At 70.7% G+C, this 14906-nt stretch carries 14 protein-coding genes and 1 pseudogene; 2 read left to right on the top strand and 13 right to left on the bottom strand.

Going from position 1 to position 14906, the window contains the following annotated elements:
* Nucleotides 1–57: 57 nt before the first annotated feature.
* The 7 genes from phoB to PHN62_RS05865 form a co-directional block, all read right to left on the bottom strand.
* Nucleotides 58–762 carry a phosphate regulon transcriptional regulator PhoB gene (phoB, locus tag PHN62_RS05900; protein WP_300147656.1) on the bottom strand — a complete coding sequence of 235 codons (705 nt, stop codon included), beginning with the start codon at nt 760–762 and terminating at the stop codon, nt 58–60.
* Nucleotides 759–1505: a phosphate signaling complex protein PhoU gene (gene phoU / locus PHN62_RS05895; RefSeq protein ID WP_300147654.1), complete on the bottom strand. Its 747-nt coding sequence runs from the start codon at nt 1503–1505 to the stop codon at nt 759–761. Before phoU ends, phoB begins: the two co-directional genes overlap by 4 nt.
* A 13-nt stretch (nt 1506–1518) precedes the next feature.
* A complete protein-coding gene (gene pstB / locus PHN62_RS05890) occupies nt 1519–2310 on the bottom strand; it encodes a phosphate ABC transporter ATP-binding protein PstB (RefSeq protein WP_300148168.1) in 792 nt (263 codons plus the stop codon).
* A gap of 23 nt (nt 2311–2333) precedes the next feature.
* Nucleotides 2334–4151: a phosphate ABC transporter permease PstA gene (gene pstA, locus PHN62_RS17420; protein WP_367187002.1), complete on the bottom strand. Its 1818-nt coding sequence runs from the start codon at nt 4149–4151 to the stop codon at nt 2334–2336.
* 70 nt (nt 4152–4221) lie between these two features.
* On the bottom strand, nt 4222–5592 hold the full coding sequence (gene pstC, locus PHN62_RS05875; protein ID WP_300147653.1) for a phosphate ABC transporter permease subunit PstC: 1371 nt from the start codon (nt 5590–5592) through the stop codon (nt 4222–4224).
* A gap of 73 nt (nt 5593–5665) precedes the next feature.
* The gene (locus PHN62_RS05870; RefSeq protein ID WP_300147650.1) at nt 5666–6679 is read right to left on the bottom strand and encodes a substrate-binding domain-containing protein; all 1014 of its coding nucleotides are present in this window, start codon (nt 6677–6679) and stop codon (nt 5666–5668) included.
* Between the two features lie 113 nt (nt 6680–6792).
* Nucleotides 6793–8139, bottom strand: a complete 1347-nt coding sequence (locus PHN62_RS05865; protein WP_300147648.1) for an ATP-binding protein — start codon at nt 8137–8139, stop codon at nt 6793–6795.
* 154 nt (nt 8140–8293) lie between these two features.
* Here PHN62_RS05865 and PHN62_RS05860 point away from each other — a divergent pair, with 154 nt between their 5' ends.
* Both PHN62_RS05860 and PHN62_RS05855 read left to right on the top strand, forming a co-directional pair.
* On the top strand, nt 8294–8809 hold the full coding sequence (locus PHN62_RS05860) for a DUF1178 family protein (protein WP_300147646.1): 516 nt from the start codon (nt 8294–8296) through the stop codon (nt 8807–8809).
* A gap of 1 nt (nt 8810) precedes the next feature.
* Nucleotides 8811–9482: an O-methyltransferase gene (locus PHN62_RS05855; RefSeq protein ID WP_300147643.1), complete on the top strand. Its 672-nt coding sequence runs from the start codon at nt 8811–8813 to the stop codon at nt 9480–9482.
* A gap of 7 nt (nt 9483–9489) precedes the next feature.
* On the opposite strand, the gene PHN62_RS05850 is transcribed toward PHN62_RS05855, so the two are convergent.
* The 6 genes and pseudogenes from PHN62_RS05850 to PHN62_RS05825 all read right to left on the bottom strand — a co-directional run.
* Nucleotides 9490–10284 carry an alpha/beta fold hydrolase gene (locus PHN62_RS05850; RefSeq protein WP_300147640.1) on the bottom strand — a complete coding sequence of 265 codons (795 nt, stop codon included), beginning with the start codon at nt 10282–10284 and terminating at the stop codon, nt 9490–9492.
* 301 nt (nt 10285–10585) lie between these two features.
* Nucleotides 10586–11302 (bottom strand): ATP12 family chaperone protein, encoded by a 717-nt coding sequence (locus PHN62_RS05845; RefSeq protein WP_300147637.1) that lies wholly within the window; start codon nt 11300–11302, stop codon nt 10586–10588.
* Entirely contained in the window at nt 11299–11997 is a 699-nt protein-coding gene (locus tag PHN62_RS05840) for an HAD-IA family hydrolase (protein ID WP_300147634.1), read from the bottom strand. Before PHN62_RS05840 ends, PHN62_RS05845 begins: the two co-directional genes overlap by 4 nt.
* Before the next feature lie 2 nt (nt 11998–11999).
* The gene (locus tag PHN62_RS05835; RefSeq protein ID WP_300147632.1) at nt 12000–13118 is read right to left on the bottom strand and encodes a 4Fe-4S cluster-binding domain-containing protein; all 1119 of its coding nucleotides are present in this window, start codon (nt 13116–13118) and stop codon (nt 12000–12002) included.
* Nucleotides 13118–13966: an enoyl-ACP reductase FabI gene (gene fabI, locus PHN62_RS05830; RefSeq protein WP_300147630.1), complete on the bottom strand. Its 849-nt coding sequence runs from the start codon at nt 13964–13966 to the stop codon at nt 13118–13120. The genes PHN62_RS05835 and fabI overlap by 1 nt, the downstream gene beginning before the upstream one ends.
* A 93-nt stretch (nt 13967–14059) precedes the next feature.
* Nucleotides 14060–14906, bottom strand: a pseudogene (locus tag PHN62_RS05825) (hypothetical protein); the annotation flags it as partial.

The raw sequence follows: 14906 nt of genomic DNA, 5'->3' as shown, positions 1-14906 counted from the left end.
GTCGGAAAAGCCGAAAGGGGAACGCTCACGCGAAATCGTCGGACGCGGCCTCGCGGATCAGGGGCCGACGCCTTCGTAGGTTTCGTCCAGCGCGTAGCCCGCCGCGCGCACCGTGCGCAGGGGATCGCGCTCGCCGGGCTCGTTGAGGGCCTTGCGCAGACGCCCGATATGGACGTCCACCGTGCGGGCCTCGATCTCGGTCTCGGCGCCCCAGACCAGCGACAACAGCCGCTCGCGGCTGAAGACCCGCCCCGGACGACGCATCAGCGCCTCCAGAAGCCGGAACTCCGTGGGGCCGAGCTTGAGGTCCCGTTCGCCGCGCCGCGCCCGATGGGTCACGCGGTCCAGCGTGAGGTCGGCGAAGCGCAGCACGTCGGCCATGGCCTGCGGATTGGACCGCCGCAGCACCGCCCGCACCCGCGCCAGGAATTCGGTCACGGAGAAGGGCTTGGCGATGTAGTCGTCGGCCCCGGCGTCGAGCCCCCGCACGCGATCCTCTTCGGCGTCGCGGGCGGTGAGCATGACGATGGGCGTCTCGCGGGTCTCGGGTCGGGCCCGGGCGCGGCGGCAGATCTCCACGCCCGAGAGGTTCGGCAGCATCCAGTCGAGGACCAGAAGGTCCGGCGGCTCCTCCAGCAGGCGCAGGAGGGCGAATTCGCCGTCCTCCGCCAGTTCGACCTCATAGCCTTCCTTGCGGAGGTTGTAGTCGAGGATCGCCGCGAGGCTCTCCTCGTCCTCCGCGACAAGGATGCGGATGCTCATCCCGCGTTCGAGCCGACGGAGGGCGCCGCGCCGGAAGCCGGAGCGGAATCCTCGGGTTCGTCGAAGCCGGCCTCGAGCGGCGCCTTGGGGCGTTCGTCGGCGGGCGGCGGAGCCTCGGCGGAGACGACGTAGCTGGTCATCTCGGCGATGAAGGTCGCGTGGTCGCCGATGCGCTCGATGTTCTTGGCCACGAACATCAGCTGCGCGCAGGCGCCGATGGTCCGGGGATCCTCCATCATGTAGGTCAGGAGCTCGCGGAAGACGCTGTTGTAGAGCTCGTCCACCTCGACGTCGCGGCGCCAGACCTGGCGGGCCAGCTCGAGGTCGCCGTTGGCGTAGGCGTCGAGGGCCTGGGTCAGCTGCTGGAGGCTCTGGCGCCCCATGCGCACCACCGGCCCGATGGAGCGGTGGGCCGGACCCTCGGCGAGGATCTGGGCGCGCTTGGCGGTGTTCTTGGCCATGTCGCCCACGCGCTCCAGCGTGGAGGCGATCTTCAGCCCCGAGATCACCGCGCGCAGGTCGCGGGCCATGGGCTGGCGCATCATGAGGATGCGCACGGCCTGTTCGTCGACCTGCTTCTCCATGCGGTCGAGGCGCTTGTCGTCGAGGATCACCTCGGCGGCGAGGGCCGCGTCGCGCCTGCTCAGCGCGTCCAGAGCCCGCGAGAGGTTGGCCTCCGCGACTCCGCCCATCTCGGCGATGGCGTTGGAGAGCTTGCGGATCTCCGCATCGGTTCCGATCATGGATTCCTCCCCGTCAGCCGAACCGGCCGTTGATGTAATCTTCGGTGCGCTTGTCGCGCGGCTTGTTGAAGATGTCGGCGGTGTCGCCGTACTCCACCAGGTGGCCGAGGTGGAAGAAGGCCGTCTTCTGGCTGACGCGCGCCGCCTGCTGCATCGAGTGGGTCACGATGACGATGCAGAACTGGCTGCGCAGATCGCCGATCAGCTGCTCGATGCGGTCGGTGGCGATGGGGTCGAGCGCCGAACAGGGCTCGTCCATGAGCAGGACCTCGGGCTTCGTCGCGATGGCGCGGGCGATGCACAGGCGCTGCTGCTGGCCGCCGGAAAGACCGGTGCCGGGCTTGTCCAGACGATCCTTCACCTCGCCCCAGAGACCGGCCTTGGTCAGGCTGGATTCGACCAGGGCGTCCAGCTCCTCGCGGCTGGAGGTCAGGCCGTGGATGCGCGGGCCGTAGGCCACGTTGTCGTAGATCGACTTCGGGAAGGGATTGGGCTTCTGGAAGACCATGCCCACCCGGGCGCGCAGCTGCACCGGATCGACGCGCGGCGCGTAGATGTCCTCGCCGTCGAGCTTGAGGTCTCCCGTCACGCGGCAGATGGAGATGGTGTCGTTCATGCGGTTGAGGCAGCGCAGGAAGGTCGACTTGCCGCAGCCCGAAGGCCCGATGAAGGCGGTGACCAGGCGGTCCTCGATGTCGATGGCGAGGTCCTTGATCGCGTGGGCGTCGCCGTAATGGACGTTCACGCCGCGGCAGGCGAACTTCAGGTCGTTGCGGGGGGCGGCCTGGGCGGCGGGGTTTTCCATCGTCAGGGTCATGGTTCTCACTCTCACCAGCGGCGTTCGAAGCGGCGGCGGACCAGAACGGCCGCGGCGTTCATGATGATCAGGAAGCCCAGCAGCGTCACGATGGCCGCAGCCGTGCGGAACTCGAAGGCGCGCTCGGGGAAGTCGGCCCAGCGGAAGATCTGCACCGGCAGCACCGTCGCCGGAGAGGTCACGCCCGTCGGGGTGTCCACGATGAAGGCCACCATGCCGATCATGATCAGCGGCGCGGTCTCGCCGAGGGCCTGGGCCATGCCGATGATCGCGCCCGTCATGATGCCCGGCATCGCCAGCGGAAGCACGTGATGGAAGGTCGCCTGCATCCGCGAGGCCCCGAGGCCCAGGGCGCCGTCGCGGATCGAGGGCGGAACCGCCCGGATCGCGGCGCGCGAGGCGATGATCACCACCGGCAGGGTCATCAGACCCAGCACCAGGCCGCCCACCAGAGGCGCCGAACGCGGCATGCCGAGGAAGTTCAGGAAGACGCTCAGGCCCAGAAGGCCGAAGACGATCGAGGGAACAGCCGCGAGGTTGTTGATGTTCACCTCGATGAAGTTCGTCAGGCGGTTCTTCGGCGCGAACTCCTCGAGGTAGATCGCCGCCGAGACGCCGATCGGGAAGGCGAAGAGGAAGGTCACGAGCAGCGTCCAGAAGCTGCCGATGATCGCGCCCTTGACGCCCGCGAGCTCGGCCTCGCGGCTGTCGCTGGAGGTGAAGAAGCGCCAGTTGAAGCCGCTCTCGACTTCGCCGCGCGTCTCCAGGGTTTCGAGCATGGCGATCTGGCGGTCGCTCACGCGGCGGCCCGCCGAAGGACGGCCCGTCTCGTACAGGCCCCAGGCGCCCTGGGCGGAATCGCCCGCCGCCACGCCCGTCAGAGGCTCCAGACGCAGGCCCTGAGGCCCGGCCTCGGCGACGCGCGCCCAGCTCTCGCCGGTGCGGAAGAGGAAGCTCGGGATCTGCGGATTGAGGATCCCCGAAGCGCCCGGCGCGTCGGCCTGGGCCTCGAGGGCCGCGGCCTGAGCCAGAAGCTCGTCGCGGCGGGCCGCGAAGCCGTCGAGGCTGGCGCGGTTGGCTTCGGCCTGAGCTCCGGCCAGACCGGCGGCCAGGCCTTCATGATGGGTCACGCCGCGCTGCTGCGCCTCGGCCTGAGCCCGCAGGGTGGTCGCCTGGGCGCGCAGGTCGGCGTCGAGCGCCGCCAGAACCGGAGCGGCCTCGTCATTGGGCAGGGTCAGCCAGAAGACGCCCTCCGCCTCCGCGACGCGGGCCACGCCCGCCGCCGGAAGATCGGTCAGGCGACCGTAATAGCCCTTGAAATAGAGGTCGGCGTCGTCCGAGGCGAGGAGCTTCAGCCGGACCGGCTGGTCAAGCGCCAGGTCGCCCGCGACGACCTGCTCGCGCAGATCGTCCGGCGCGCCGCTGCTGAGCAGGGCCGCCAGTTCGCGGCGTCCGGCGCGGTCGGTCACGCCGGGGAATTCGGCCTGCATCGCATTGCGCACGACGCCCTGGTAGTCGCCCCGGCGCAGGGCCTCGGGCGTGCCGAGCCCCTGAGGGTCGATCTGGGCGGCGGGCAGGCTCGCGGACATGACCACCGAATGGGCGGTCATGGCGGCGCCCGCCTTGCCGAAGGTCGACCAGAGCAGCGCGACCAGAGCCAGAGCGGCGAAGCCGATGGCCGCGAGCCCGTAGATGCGCAGACGCAGGTCGGCGGCGCGGCGGGAGCGCAGGCGACGCGCGGCCGCCTCGGTCATGTGCGGGCTCAGGGAGGCCGAACGGCCCGCTTCGGCGGAACCCGCAGGAAGGTCAGGGGAGGCGACGACGGTCATCGCGGAATCTCCGGCGGAAGGCTGGAAGGAGGCGCGCGCGGGAGATCCCGGCGCGCCGAGGCTCGGCTGGTCAGTCATAGGCTTCGCGGTATTTGCGCACGAGGCGCTGAGCCACGATGTTGAAGCCGAGCGTCACCACGAAGAGCGTGAAGCCGAGCGCGAAGGCGGGGCCGGCGGCGGTCGAGGCTTCGGTGTCGCCGGTGATCAGCATGACGATCTGAACCGTCACGGTGGTCACGGCCTCCAGCGGATTGAAGGTGAAGTTGGCGCCCTGTCCGGCGGCCATCACCACGATCATGGTCTCGCCGATGGCGCGGGCGAAGCCCAGAAGCGCCGCAGAGACCAGACCCGGCAGAGCCGCAGGCAGGACCACCTTCCTGATGGTCTCGGCGTGGGTGGAGCCGAGGCCCAGCGAGCCGTCGCGCAGCGCCTGAGGCACCGCCGTGATCACGTCGTCCGAAAGCGAGGAGATGAAGGGGATGATCATGACGCCCATGACCAGACCCGCGCCCAGGGCGCTCTCCGAGGCCACCGAAAGCCCGAGCGTCTCGCCGAGGCCGCGGATGATCGGCGCCACGGTGATGGCGGCGAAGAAGCCGTAGACCACCGTCGGCACGCCCGCGAGGATCTCGAGGATCGGCTTGACCATCGAGCGCATGCGCGGCGAGGCGTATTCCGCCAGATAGATCGCCGCGAAGAGGCCGATGGGCAGGGCCACCAGCATCGCGATGAAGGTGATGAGCAGCGTGCCCGCGAAGAGCGGCAGCGCGCCGACGCGCTCCTGATCGAGGCGACCCTCGAAGACGCCCGACAGAGGCGACCAGGTCGAGCCGAAGAGGAACTTGTGGACCGGGATCTGGCTGAAGAACCGCGCCGTCTCGCCGATCAGCGAGGTCAGGATGCCGACCGTCGTCAGGATCGCCACCACCGCGGCCGCGATGAGCACGCCCATCACGATCCGCTCGGAGAGGTTGCGCGCGCGGAAATCCGCGTTCACGCGCCGGAGCGCCGTCCAGAGCGCCGCAAGGCCCGCCGCGATCGAAAGCCCCGGAATCAGGAAGGCCGAAAGCCCCGCCAGAGTCCCGTGACGCTCGGCGACCGCCCGGCGCAGCTCGTCCACCCGCGAGGGAAAGCCCCCGACCGAAATGGCCGCCGCGTCCGAGCGCACCAGATCGCGCTCGATGGAGGAAAGGCTCGGAGCCAGATCGGAGATCAGCGAATTCAGCGAGCCGTCCATGAACCAGCGCATGACCAGCGCCGCGACCGCAGCCGCGGCGAAAGCCGCCAGAAAGGTCAGAAGCGCCGCATAGGCGCCATGATAGACGGGCCGGGAATGCAGAACGGAGAGATCCCCTCCCGCCGCCGCAGTCGCGCGCCGCCGCCCCAGAACATAGGCGGCGATCGTCAGGACCGCCAGAATCAACGCCATCAGGCCGAACATGTATCCCCCTGGCCCCTAAAGCCGCAAAAACCGGAGGCGCGTCCGCAGACGCGCCTCCGGCGAAGTCGAAGCTTCAGTGCTGCAGATCGGCGGCCGTCAGGGCCTTGCCCGCGCCGACGGCGGCGCGCTGGGCGGCCAGCTGCTCGGCGGGCAGGGCGATCAGGCCCTTGTCGGCGAGGTAGCCCTCTTCGCCCGAAGCGGAGTCGGAGAGGTATTCCTGCACGAACTCGTCGAGGCCCGGGACCGCGCCGATGTGCTCGCCCTTCACGTAGATGTAGAGCGAACGCGCCAGAGGATACTGGCCGCCGGAGATGGCTTCGGCCGAAGGCGCCACGCCGGAGATGGTCGCGCCCTTCACCTTGTCGCCGTTCTCCTCGAGGTAGGAGAAGCCGAAGACGCCCACGGCGCCCGGATTGGCCGAAAGCTTCTGGACGATCACGTTGTCGTTCTCGCCGGCGTCGATCCAGACGCCGTCCTCACGGATCTCCATGCAGGCTTCCTTGCCGCCGGCGGCGTGGCAGCCCGGCTCGAGGCCCAGCTCGGCGAAGCTGTCGCGGGTGCCGGAGGTCGGCGGGGGACCGAGGACCTCGATGCGCGCGGCCGGCAGGGCCGGGTTCACTTCGTTCCAGGCCTTGGCCGGGTTCGGCGTTCCGTCGGGACGGTTCTTGCCGACGGCGAGATACAGGTCCTGCAGCGAAAGGTTGAAGTCCGGGCCGGAGACGGCGTTGGCGATGACGACGCCGTCATAGCCGACCATGATCTCGCGGATGCTGACGACGCCGTTGGCGGCGCAGGTCTCGAGCTCCGAGGCCTTGATGCGGCGCGAGGAGTTGGCCACGTCGGGGAAGTCGGCGCCGACGCCGCCGCAGAACAGCTTCAGGCCGCCGCCCGAACCGGTCGACTCGACCACCGGGGTCGGACGGCCGGTGATCTTGCCGAACTGCTCGGCCACGGCGGTGGTGAACGGAAACACGGTGGAGGAGCCGACGATGCGGATCTGGTCGCGCGCGGCGGCCTCTCCGGCGACGAGCGCGACGGCGGCGGCCATCAGGGCGGCGGGAAGGATCGCCGTACGGGTGCGCAGCATGGGGATGCTCCAAAATTCCTGCGAGGCGGGTGGGGCCTCGGACCCGCGCTCCTCCTACCGCGCGCTTTGCGATGGTTTTGTGACAGGACCGTCATGGTCCGGCGCCCCCGCCTTCACGCCCCGCTCCGGGCCTCCGCGCCGAGGGCGGCTCCGGCGGCTCCGGCGGCTCCGGCGGGCGCCATGGGCAGCCAGACCGCGAAGCGCGCGCCCTTGCCCGGCGCGCCGTCGATCTCCAGCGCCCCGCGATGGCGGTTGACGATGTGCTTGACGATGGCGAGGCCCAGCCCCGTCCCGCCCTTCGCCTTGCTGGAGGCCGCGCTGACCCGATAGAACCTTTCGGTGAGGCGGGCGCGTTCGTGATCCTCGAAGCCCGGACCGCGATCCTGGATCGCCGCTCCGACCAGACGCGGAGTCCCCTCGCGCAGGCCCAGAGCCTTGAGCCGCACCGGCGGTCCGCCGGGCTTGCCGCCGTATTTCACCGCGTTGTCCAGAAGATTGACGAAAAGTTGCGCCAATTGGTCGCGATCCCCGTAGATCGGCGGGAAGCCGGAGAAATCGTCGGCCTCGATGCGGATTCCCCGCTCCTCGGCCAGAGGCCGCACCACCGACAGCGCCTCGTCGAGAATCGCGCCCAGATCCTCGACGCCGCGCGGCGGGACATGCTCGTCGGTCTCGATCCGCCGCAGCGAGAGCAGATCCTCGACGAGGCGCGTCATGCGGCCCGTCTGGGCGGCGATGAGCCGCAGGAAGCGCGCCTGAGCCTCGGGGTCTTCGCGGGCCGAGCCCTGGAGCGTCTCGGCGAGGCCCTGGATGGCGGCCAGAGGCGTCTTCAGCTCATGGCTGACGTTGGCGACGAATTCGGTGCGGATCTCGGCTTCGCGGCGGGCGGCGGTGACGTCCTCCATCACCACCAGCGCCTTGAGCCGCGGCGCGGGCGGCGGCGGAGAGGCCGCGCCCACCGGAACGGGCCGCACCCAGGCCTGGATCAGCCGCGCGGCCGGGCCATGACGCGCGATGTCGATCTCGGCGCGGGGAAAGGCGGCCGCCAGAGCCTCGTGCAAGGCCGGATCGCGCAGGCTGGCGGTCAGGGGGCGGCCCGCCGGATCGCGCTCCAGCAGCGTGCGGGCCGCGAGGTTGGCGTAGGCCACGCCGCCTTCGGAATCGACGAGCAGCATGGCGCGCGGCGCTTCGTCGAAGAGCCGGGTGGCGGCGGCGAAGGCCTCGGCGGGATCGCGCCCCGGAGCGGGCCGGAGACTCGCGGCGCCCGTCGCCGGACGCGACTCCCGCCGCGCCCTCCTGCGCTCGCGCCGGATCGCCCGCCAGAACAGCCCCGCCGCGGCCGCCGTCGCCAGCAGGGCGGGAATCCACCAGCCGCGTCCGGAGGCGAAGCCCGCCCCGACCGCCGCCGCCACGCCGAAGGCGGGCCGCAGCCGGCCGATGTCTCCGAACCGCGTCGCCAAGTCCTTCATCCTCCGCCTGCTCGGAAAAGCGTTTCCCGGATCAGGATCGCGCCTTATGCTCGGTCTGTTTGACCATGGAGCTTGCGGGAAAGCAACGACGCCTCGAAGACGGCGCCGGAGACCTCTCCCGGAGACCTCGCGAGGAGGCCGGGACATGATTCATTACCGTCTGCGCTGCGGCGGGACCCCCGAAGGCGGGGCGCATGAATTCGAAGGCTGGTTCGCCGACAGCGCCGCCTATGACGACCAGAAGGACCGGGGCCTCGTCTCCTGCCCCGTCTGCGGCTCGACGCAGGTGGAGAAGGCGATCATGGCGCCGGCCCTCGCGCGGGGCGGCGCCCCCGCCCCGGCCCTCGCGGAGGGCGCGCCCGCGGAGGCCGCCCTCGCCGCTCCCCCCGAGGCCGCCTTCGCCGGAGAAGGCCCGCTCGAGGACGCCATCCGCCTGCGCCGCCAGATCCGCGAGCACATGCGCCATCTGCGCCGCCGCATCGAGGCCGAAACCGAGGACGTGGGCCAGGGCTTCGCGCGTCAGGCTCTGGAGATGCACCGGGGCCTGCGCGAAGACAGGCCCATCCGCGGCAAGGCCACCCCCGAGGAGACCCGCGAGCTTCTGGAGGAGGGCGCCCCCGTGACGCCCCTGCCCTGGCTCGACGACCGCGAGGAGAACTAGAATGACCGAGACCTCCCCCGAACTCTGGCGGGCCGTGGACGGCTACATGAGCGCCGCCCTGCCCGATTCCGACCCCGCGCTGGAGGCCGCCCTCGCCGCCAACGCCGCCGCCGGACTGCCCGGCATCGACGTCGCGCCCAATCAGGGCAAGCTGCTGCACATCCTCGCGCGGCTGATCGGCGCGCGGCGGATCCTCGAGATCGGGACGCTCGGCGGCTACAGCGCCATCTGGATGGCGCGCGCCCTGCCGCCGGGGGGCAGGCTCGTCAGTCTGGAGTTCCAGGCCCGCCACGCCGAGATCGCGCAGAAGAACCTCGAAGCGGCGGGCGTGGCGGATCTCGTCGAGATCCACGTCGGCCCCGCCCTGGAGAGCCTGCCGAAACTGGCGGGCCATGAAGCCTTCGATTTCGTCTTCATCGACGCCGACAAGGAATCCAACGCCGAATATCTCGACTGGGCGATCCGGCTGACGCGTCCCGGCGGGCTGGTGGTCTGCGACAACGTCGTGCGGCGCGGCGCCGTGCTCGATCCCGACCATCCCAGCACGGCCACGCAGGGCACGCGGCGATTCTTCGAGGCCCTCGCCAAAGAGACCCGCCTCACCGCGACCGGCCTTCAGACGGTCGGCGTGAAGGGCTGGGACGGCCTCGTCATCGGAATCGTGGAGGGCTGAGGCCCGGTCAGGTCAGGAAGGCCTCGACCGCCTCGCGGAATTCGGTCGGCTTGTCGGCGTGCAGCCAGTGGCCCGCTCCCGGAAGGCTCTGGAAGCGCGCGCGCGGAAACAGCGCGAGGATCCCTTCGCGGTCCTCGGGGCGCACGTAGCCCGAATCGCCGCCGGTGAGGATGAGCGTCTCGCCTTCGAAGGGCCGGACGCCCGCAGGCGTCTCCCAGCCGAGAATCTGCGGCATGGCCTCCAGCAGACCGCGCAGGTCGGACCGCCAGCGCCAGCCCTCGGCCTGAGTCCCCACGAGATTGCTCAGCAGGAAGGCCCGCACCGAGGATTCCGGAGCCGCCTCGGCCAGAAGCTTGTCGGCCTCGCTGCGACGGGGGAGGCTCGCGAGATCCAGCCCCAGCATGGCGCGGGCGTATTCGGCCTGCTGGGGGTTCTCGTAGCGCCTCGGGGCGATGTCGCCCACGATCAGCCGACGCACCCTCCGGGGTTCGGTCAGCGCGAGGGTCATGGCCGCCTTGCCGCCCATCGAATGCCCGAGCACGTCCGCGACGCCTCCGGCTTCGCGGGCGATCAGCGCGCCCAGATCCGCCGCCATGGCCGCATAGCTCAGGGGATAGGCGCGCGGGCTCTCGCCATGGCCGCGCAGATCCACGGCGATGGTCTCGCGCTTGCGGGCGAAGGCCCGCGACAGCGAGCCCCAGTTGCGCGCCGAACCGTAAAGCCCGTGCGCCACCACCAGAGGCGGCGAACCCGGCGCTTCGGCGGGCTGACGGGAGAAGGCGAGCGGGATGGTGGGGATCATCTGGCGTCTCCGGGCGGAGGAAGGGCTGAGCCCTCCCTCGGGCGTTTTCCGATCCTGCTGAATCGTTCGAACGCTCCAGGGTTTCGTCTGGCGGCGTCTTCACGGCGCGCAGCCGGAACGGCTGCGCTGGACAACGCCCTTGAAGCTCTGGTCGCATTTCCGCGACGCGAAGCCGGAACGGCCTCGCTGGAAAATGCTCTTGAAGCTCTGGTCGCATTTCCACGACGCGAAGCCGGAACGGCTTCGCTGGACAATGCTCCTGGCATAAAGCAGGAGCGGAGGAAACCCCTCGCGGCGGGCTTCAGGCTCCGCTCGCCAGAGTCCAGAGCCGGGCGGCGCGCAGGAAGGCGTCCCTGCGGCGGGCCATGCGGGCTTCGGCCTCTTCGTCGCGGCCCCAGCGGGCGGCCTGCCACTCCTCGCCGAGCATGGCGAGACGCCATCCCTCCTCCGGCGTCAGGCGCCCCCGCGCGACCGCCAGAGCCAGCACCAGAGAACCGGACAGCGTCGTCAGTTCGTGCAGCGCGATCAGCTGGAGGTCGGAGACCGCCGCGACCGCCGCCCGCAAGGCCGCCAGAGACTCCGGCGCCTGATCCTTCGGCATGATCCCCCCGACGGGCTCCAGAGGCGCGCCCAGAGCCTCGGCGGCCCAGGCGAGCAGAGGATCCCAGGCCGCGCGCTCCAGATCGGCGAGTTCGCCTTCCTCGGTGCGATGGGCCAGGGCGTCGGAGCCGCCATAGGCCGCCGCGTCGTCGATGACGGCCTCGCGGGTGGCGGGCAGGCGGTCGATGGCCAGATTCACCGCCCGCGTGACCGGAAGGGTCTCGAAATCGAGCGTTTCGCCCTGAGCGCCCCATTCGGCGGCCATGGCCTCGCCGAGGGCGCGGTTGGGCGCGAGCAGAAGATTCTTGTCCGGAGTCCGCGCCTCGCGTCCGTCGAGCAGCAGGGCGAAGCCCTCGGGCCGCTCTTCGGCGCGGGCCTCCTTCCAGAAGCGTTTCGGACGGAGGACGCCGCCGCTCATGACGCGCCCCCCGCAGCGAACAGCCCCTCGAGGACCCGATCCAGTTCGGAGAAGTCGCGGATCACCGCGTCGGCGCCTGCGGCGCGCAGCTCCCCTTCGGCGTGATGGCCCCAGGCGACCCCCACCGCCTTGCAGCCCGCCACCGCCTTGGCCATGGCGATGTCGAAGACCGTGTCTCCGATCATGACGGCCTCTTCGGCGGCGAATCCCGTCTCGGCGAGCAGGTTCAGGATCATCCCCGGATCGGGCTTGCTCGGGGCGTCGTCGGCGGTCTGGCTGGCGCTGAAGAGCGGCCGCAGGCCATGGACGTCCAGCACGCTCTCGAGTCCCCGGCGCGAATTGCCCGTGGCCGCCGCGATGGTCGCGCCCTGAGCCTTCAGCCGCTCCAGCACGGCGAAGGCGCCGGGGAAGAGTCCGGTGTCGGCTTCGCCGGTCTTGCGGCGCTCCTGGAAGCGGGCGCGGTAATGCTCGACGATGGTCTCGACGAGATGGGCGGGCGGATGGGGCTCGATGGCGGCCACCGCGTCGGCGAGCGACAGCCCCACCACCCGCAGGCAGGCCGCAGGCGCCGGAGGCTCCAGACCGGCGCGGCGGAAGGCCTCCTGCATGTTCGAGACGATCACGGCGCCGCTGTCCACCAAGGTGCCGTCGAAGTCGAAGATGGCCAGCTTCAGGGGGGCGGCGGATCGGGACATGCTCAACCTTTCCAAAGCAGCGTCTCCAGACTTCCCGGCAGATCCAGCGCGGCGGGGAAGTCGGGATAGCGGATTTCGCCCTGAAGGCGCCGGAAGATCGCCCATTCGCCTTCGCGGCGCAGGAGATCCTCGAGCTGGGCCTTGCCGAGCGGACTGTCGAGCGCCAGGCGTATGGCGCTGATCCAGGAGGGATTCGTCTGGCGGAACTCGCGCCAGATGGTTTCGATGCGCGCCAGGCTCACGCGATAGGCCGCCGAGCCGTGGATGGGCTCGGGCACGAAGACCGAGAGCGTCCGCACCCCGAGGTCGTCCAGCTTCTCGACGATGCGCGCCAGAACCTGCGGATGATCGTTCACCCCGCGCAACAGCGGGAACTGGTTGTAGAGCCGCACGCCCTCCGCCTGGAGCCTGCGCAGGCCCGCTTCGACCTCGCCGCAGATCTCGTAGGGATGGACCACATGCAGCACCAGCCGCGCCCGCGCCGCCCCGAGGGCGGCGGCCTTGACGGGCGTCACGCTCTGGGGCGCGAAGATCGGCGCGCGGCTGTGGACCCGCGGCGCCCGCAGGCCCGGACGCGCCGTCACCGCCTCCAGAACCCGCCGCAGGGCCGCCGCGGGCAAGGTCAGGGGATCGCCGCCCGAGATCACCACCTCGCGCAAGGCGGAATCGGCGTCGAGCAGGGCCTCCAGCCGGGCCAGACGCGCGTCGAAGGCGTAGTCCTCGCGTTCGTGGCGCTCGGCGAGGATGTCCTGACGGAAGCAGTAGAGGCAATGCCCCGCGCAGATCGAGGTCGGCGTGAAGAGCACCCGGTCGGCGTATTTGCGGATGGTGGAGTCTTCGCCGCCCTCGGGGGTGTTGGAGCGGTCGTCCACCCAATCGGCGATCTCATGAGGCGCCGAGAGGTTCAGCCGATCCTCCGAGGCCAGAGCCCCCCGCGCCAGAGGCCCTTCGAAGGAGCCGAGCGCCGCGAACTCCTCCTCCAGCTTGCGCCGGTAGAAGGGCGAGATCTTTTCAGGCAGGAATCGCCGCGCGCGCGCCAGCTCGACATAGCGGCGGCTGCGGTCGGCCTGAGCCTCCCGCGCCTCTTCCAGCGAGATCCGGCGCGCGTCGAGGGGCGACATCAGGTCGTTTCAGCCTTGGCCTCGACCTCGGAGCGATGCACGGAAATGTCCGGCGCGTCCTCGGCCTTCATGCCCACGACGTGATAGCCGCAATCGACGTGATGGGTCTCGCCGGTGACGCCCGAGGACAGATCGCTGAGGAGATAGAGGCCCGAACGGCCCACGTCGTCCTGAGTGACGTTGCGGCGCAGGGGCGAGTTGTATTCGTTCCATTTGAGGATGTAGCGGAAATCGCCGATCCCCGAGGCGGCCAGAGTCTTCATCGGGCCCGCCGACAGGGCGTTGACGCGGATGTTCTTGGGCCCGAGGTCCATGGCGAGATAGCGCACGCTGGCTTCGAGGGCGGCCTTGGCCACGCCCATCACGTTGTAATGGGGCATGACGCGTTCGGCGCCGTAATAGGTCAGGGTGACCAGAGATCCGCCCTCGGTCATGAGGGGCTCGGCGCGCTGGGCCACGGCGGTGAAGCTGTAGCAGCTCACGTTCATGGTCAGGTCGAAGTTGGCCGAAGTGGTCTCGACGTAGCGGCCCTTCAGCTCGTTCTTGTCCGAGAAGGCGACCGCGTGCAGCACGAAGTCGAGCTTGCCCCAGCGCCTCTGGATCTCTTCGAAGACGGCGTCGAGGCTGGCGGCGTCCGTGACGTCGCAAGGCAGCACGAAATCGCTCCCCACGCTCTGCGCCAGCGGGACGACGCGCTTCTTCAGCGCCTCGCCCTGATAGGTGAAGGCCAGCTCGGCGCCCTGCTCGGCGCAGGCTCTGGAGATGGCCCAGGCGATGGATTTATCGTTGGCGACTCCCATCACCAGCCCGCGCTTGCCGGCCATGAGTCCCTGGTGGTGCGACGACATTCAGACCTCGTCCCTCGCGGCCCGCAAAGGGCCTTTCGGCCCCTCTGGGGCGCGCTCAAGAACCAAGGCTTATAGCGTCCCGCGTTCGGCCTGTCAGCGCCCTTCTCGCTGTTGCGCGGAGAAGGCGTTCTCCAGACGGTCGAGATCGGCCGGGTCCATCCGGATGGCCAGGTTGTGCAGGGCCGTCATGGCGCCGCGATGGCCTCTGGCGGCGGCCGCGCGCCAGAGCGTCCAGGCGGCCTCGACGTCCTGGGCGCCGCCCTCGCCGCGATTGGCCATCCGCCCCAGACGGAACGAGGCTTCGGCGTCGCCCGCCGCCGCCAGAGGCGCCCAGAGCCGCAAGGCGCCCTCGTAATCGGCGCGCTCGTAGGCCGCCAGAGCCTGAGCCTGCGGCGTGGCCGCCGGAGCGGCGGAAGACGACGCGCCGGAAGAAGACGCCGCAGGAGACAGGGCCGCGACCCGGGGCCGGGGCTCGGGGGCGGGTCCGGACGCCCGAGGCGCGGTCGTCTGGACCGAGGGCGCGGCGGGCTGGGTCGGCGCGGCGGCGATCCTCGGACTGGTCGGCGCGTCGGAGGAGACGGGCGCCGTCGGGACGCGGGGCGCATCCTGCGCCTGATCGGGCGCGGGGCTCGCGCCGGACGGCGTCTCCTCCGCGCGACGGATGGTCATGCCGCCGCCCTGGCTCGGGCCGGCCTCTGCGGCGGCGCCCGGAGCGGGAGCGGCCTGGCCGTCGGGGCGGATGCGCAGGATGGAGGGCGGCGCCGCTCCTTCCTCCCGGGCGACGGCGCGGGCCGCCGTGGGGCCGGGACGCGGAGCCTCCCCCTCGGCGGATTCGGGCGCGGAGGCCGGAGCCGCGCCGGCGGCGCTGAGGCTCTCCAGACGTTCGAGCGCGCGGGCGTGGCCCTGGCTGGCGGCGCTTTGCAGCCAGCGGCGCGCCTGC

This window comes from Neomegalonema sp., from assembly GCF_028688855.1.
In the GTDB taxonomy this organism is placed as follows: Bacteria; Pseudomonadota; Alphaproteobacteria; order Rhodobacterales; family Rhodobacteraceae; genus Neomegalonema.
The sequence above is the reverse complement of the archived record's forward strand: the minus strand, read 5'-3'. Positions and strand labels throughout refer to the sequence as shown.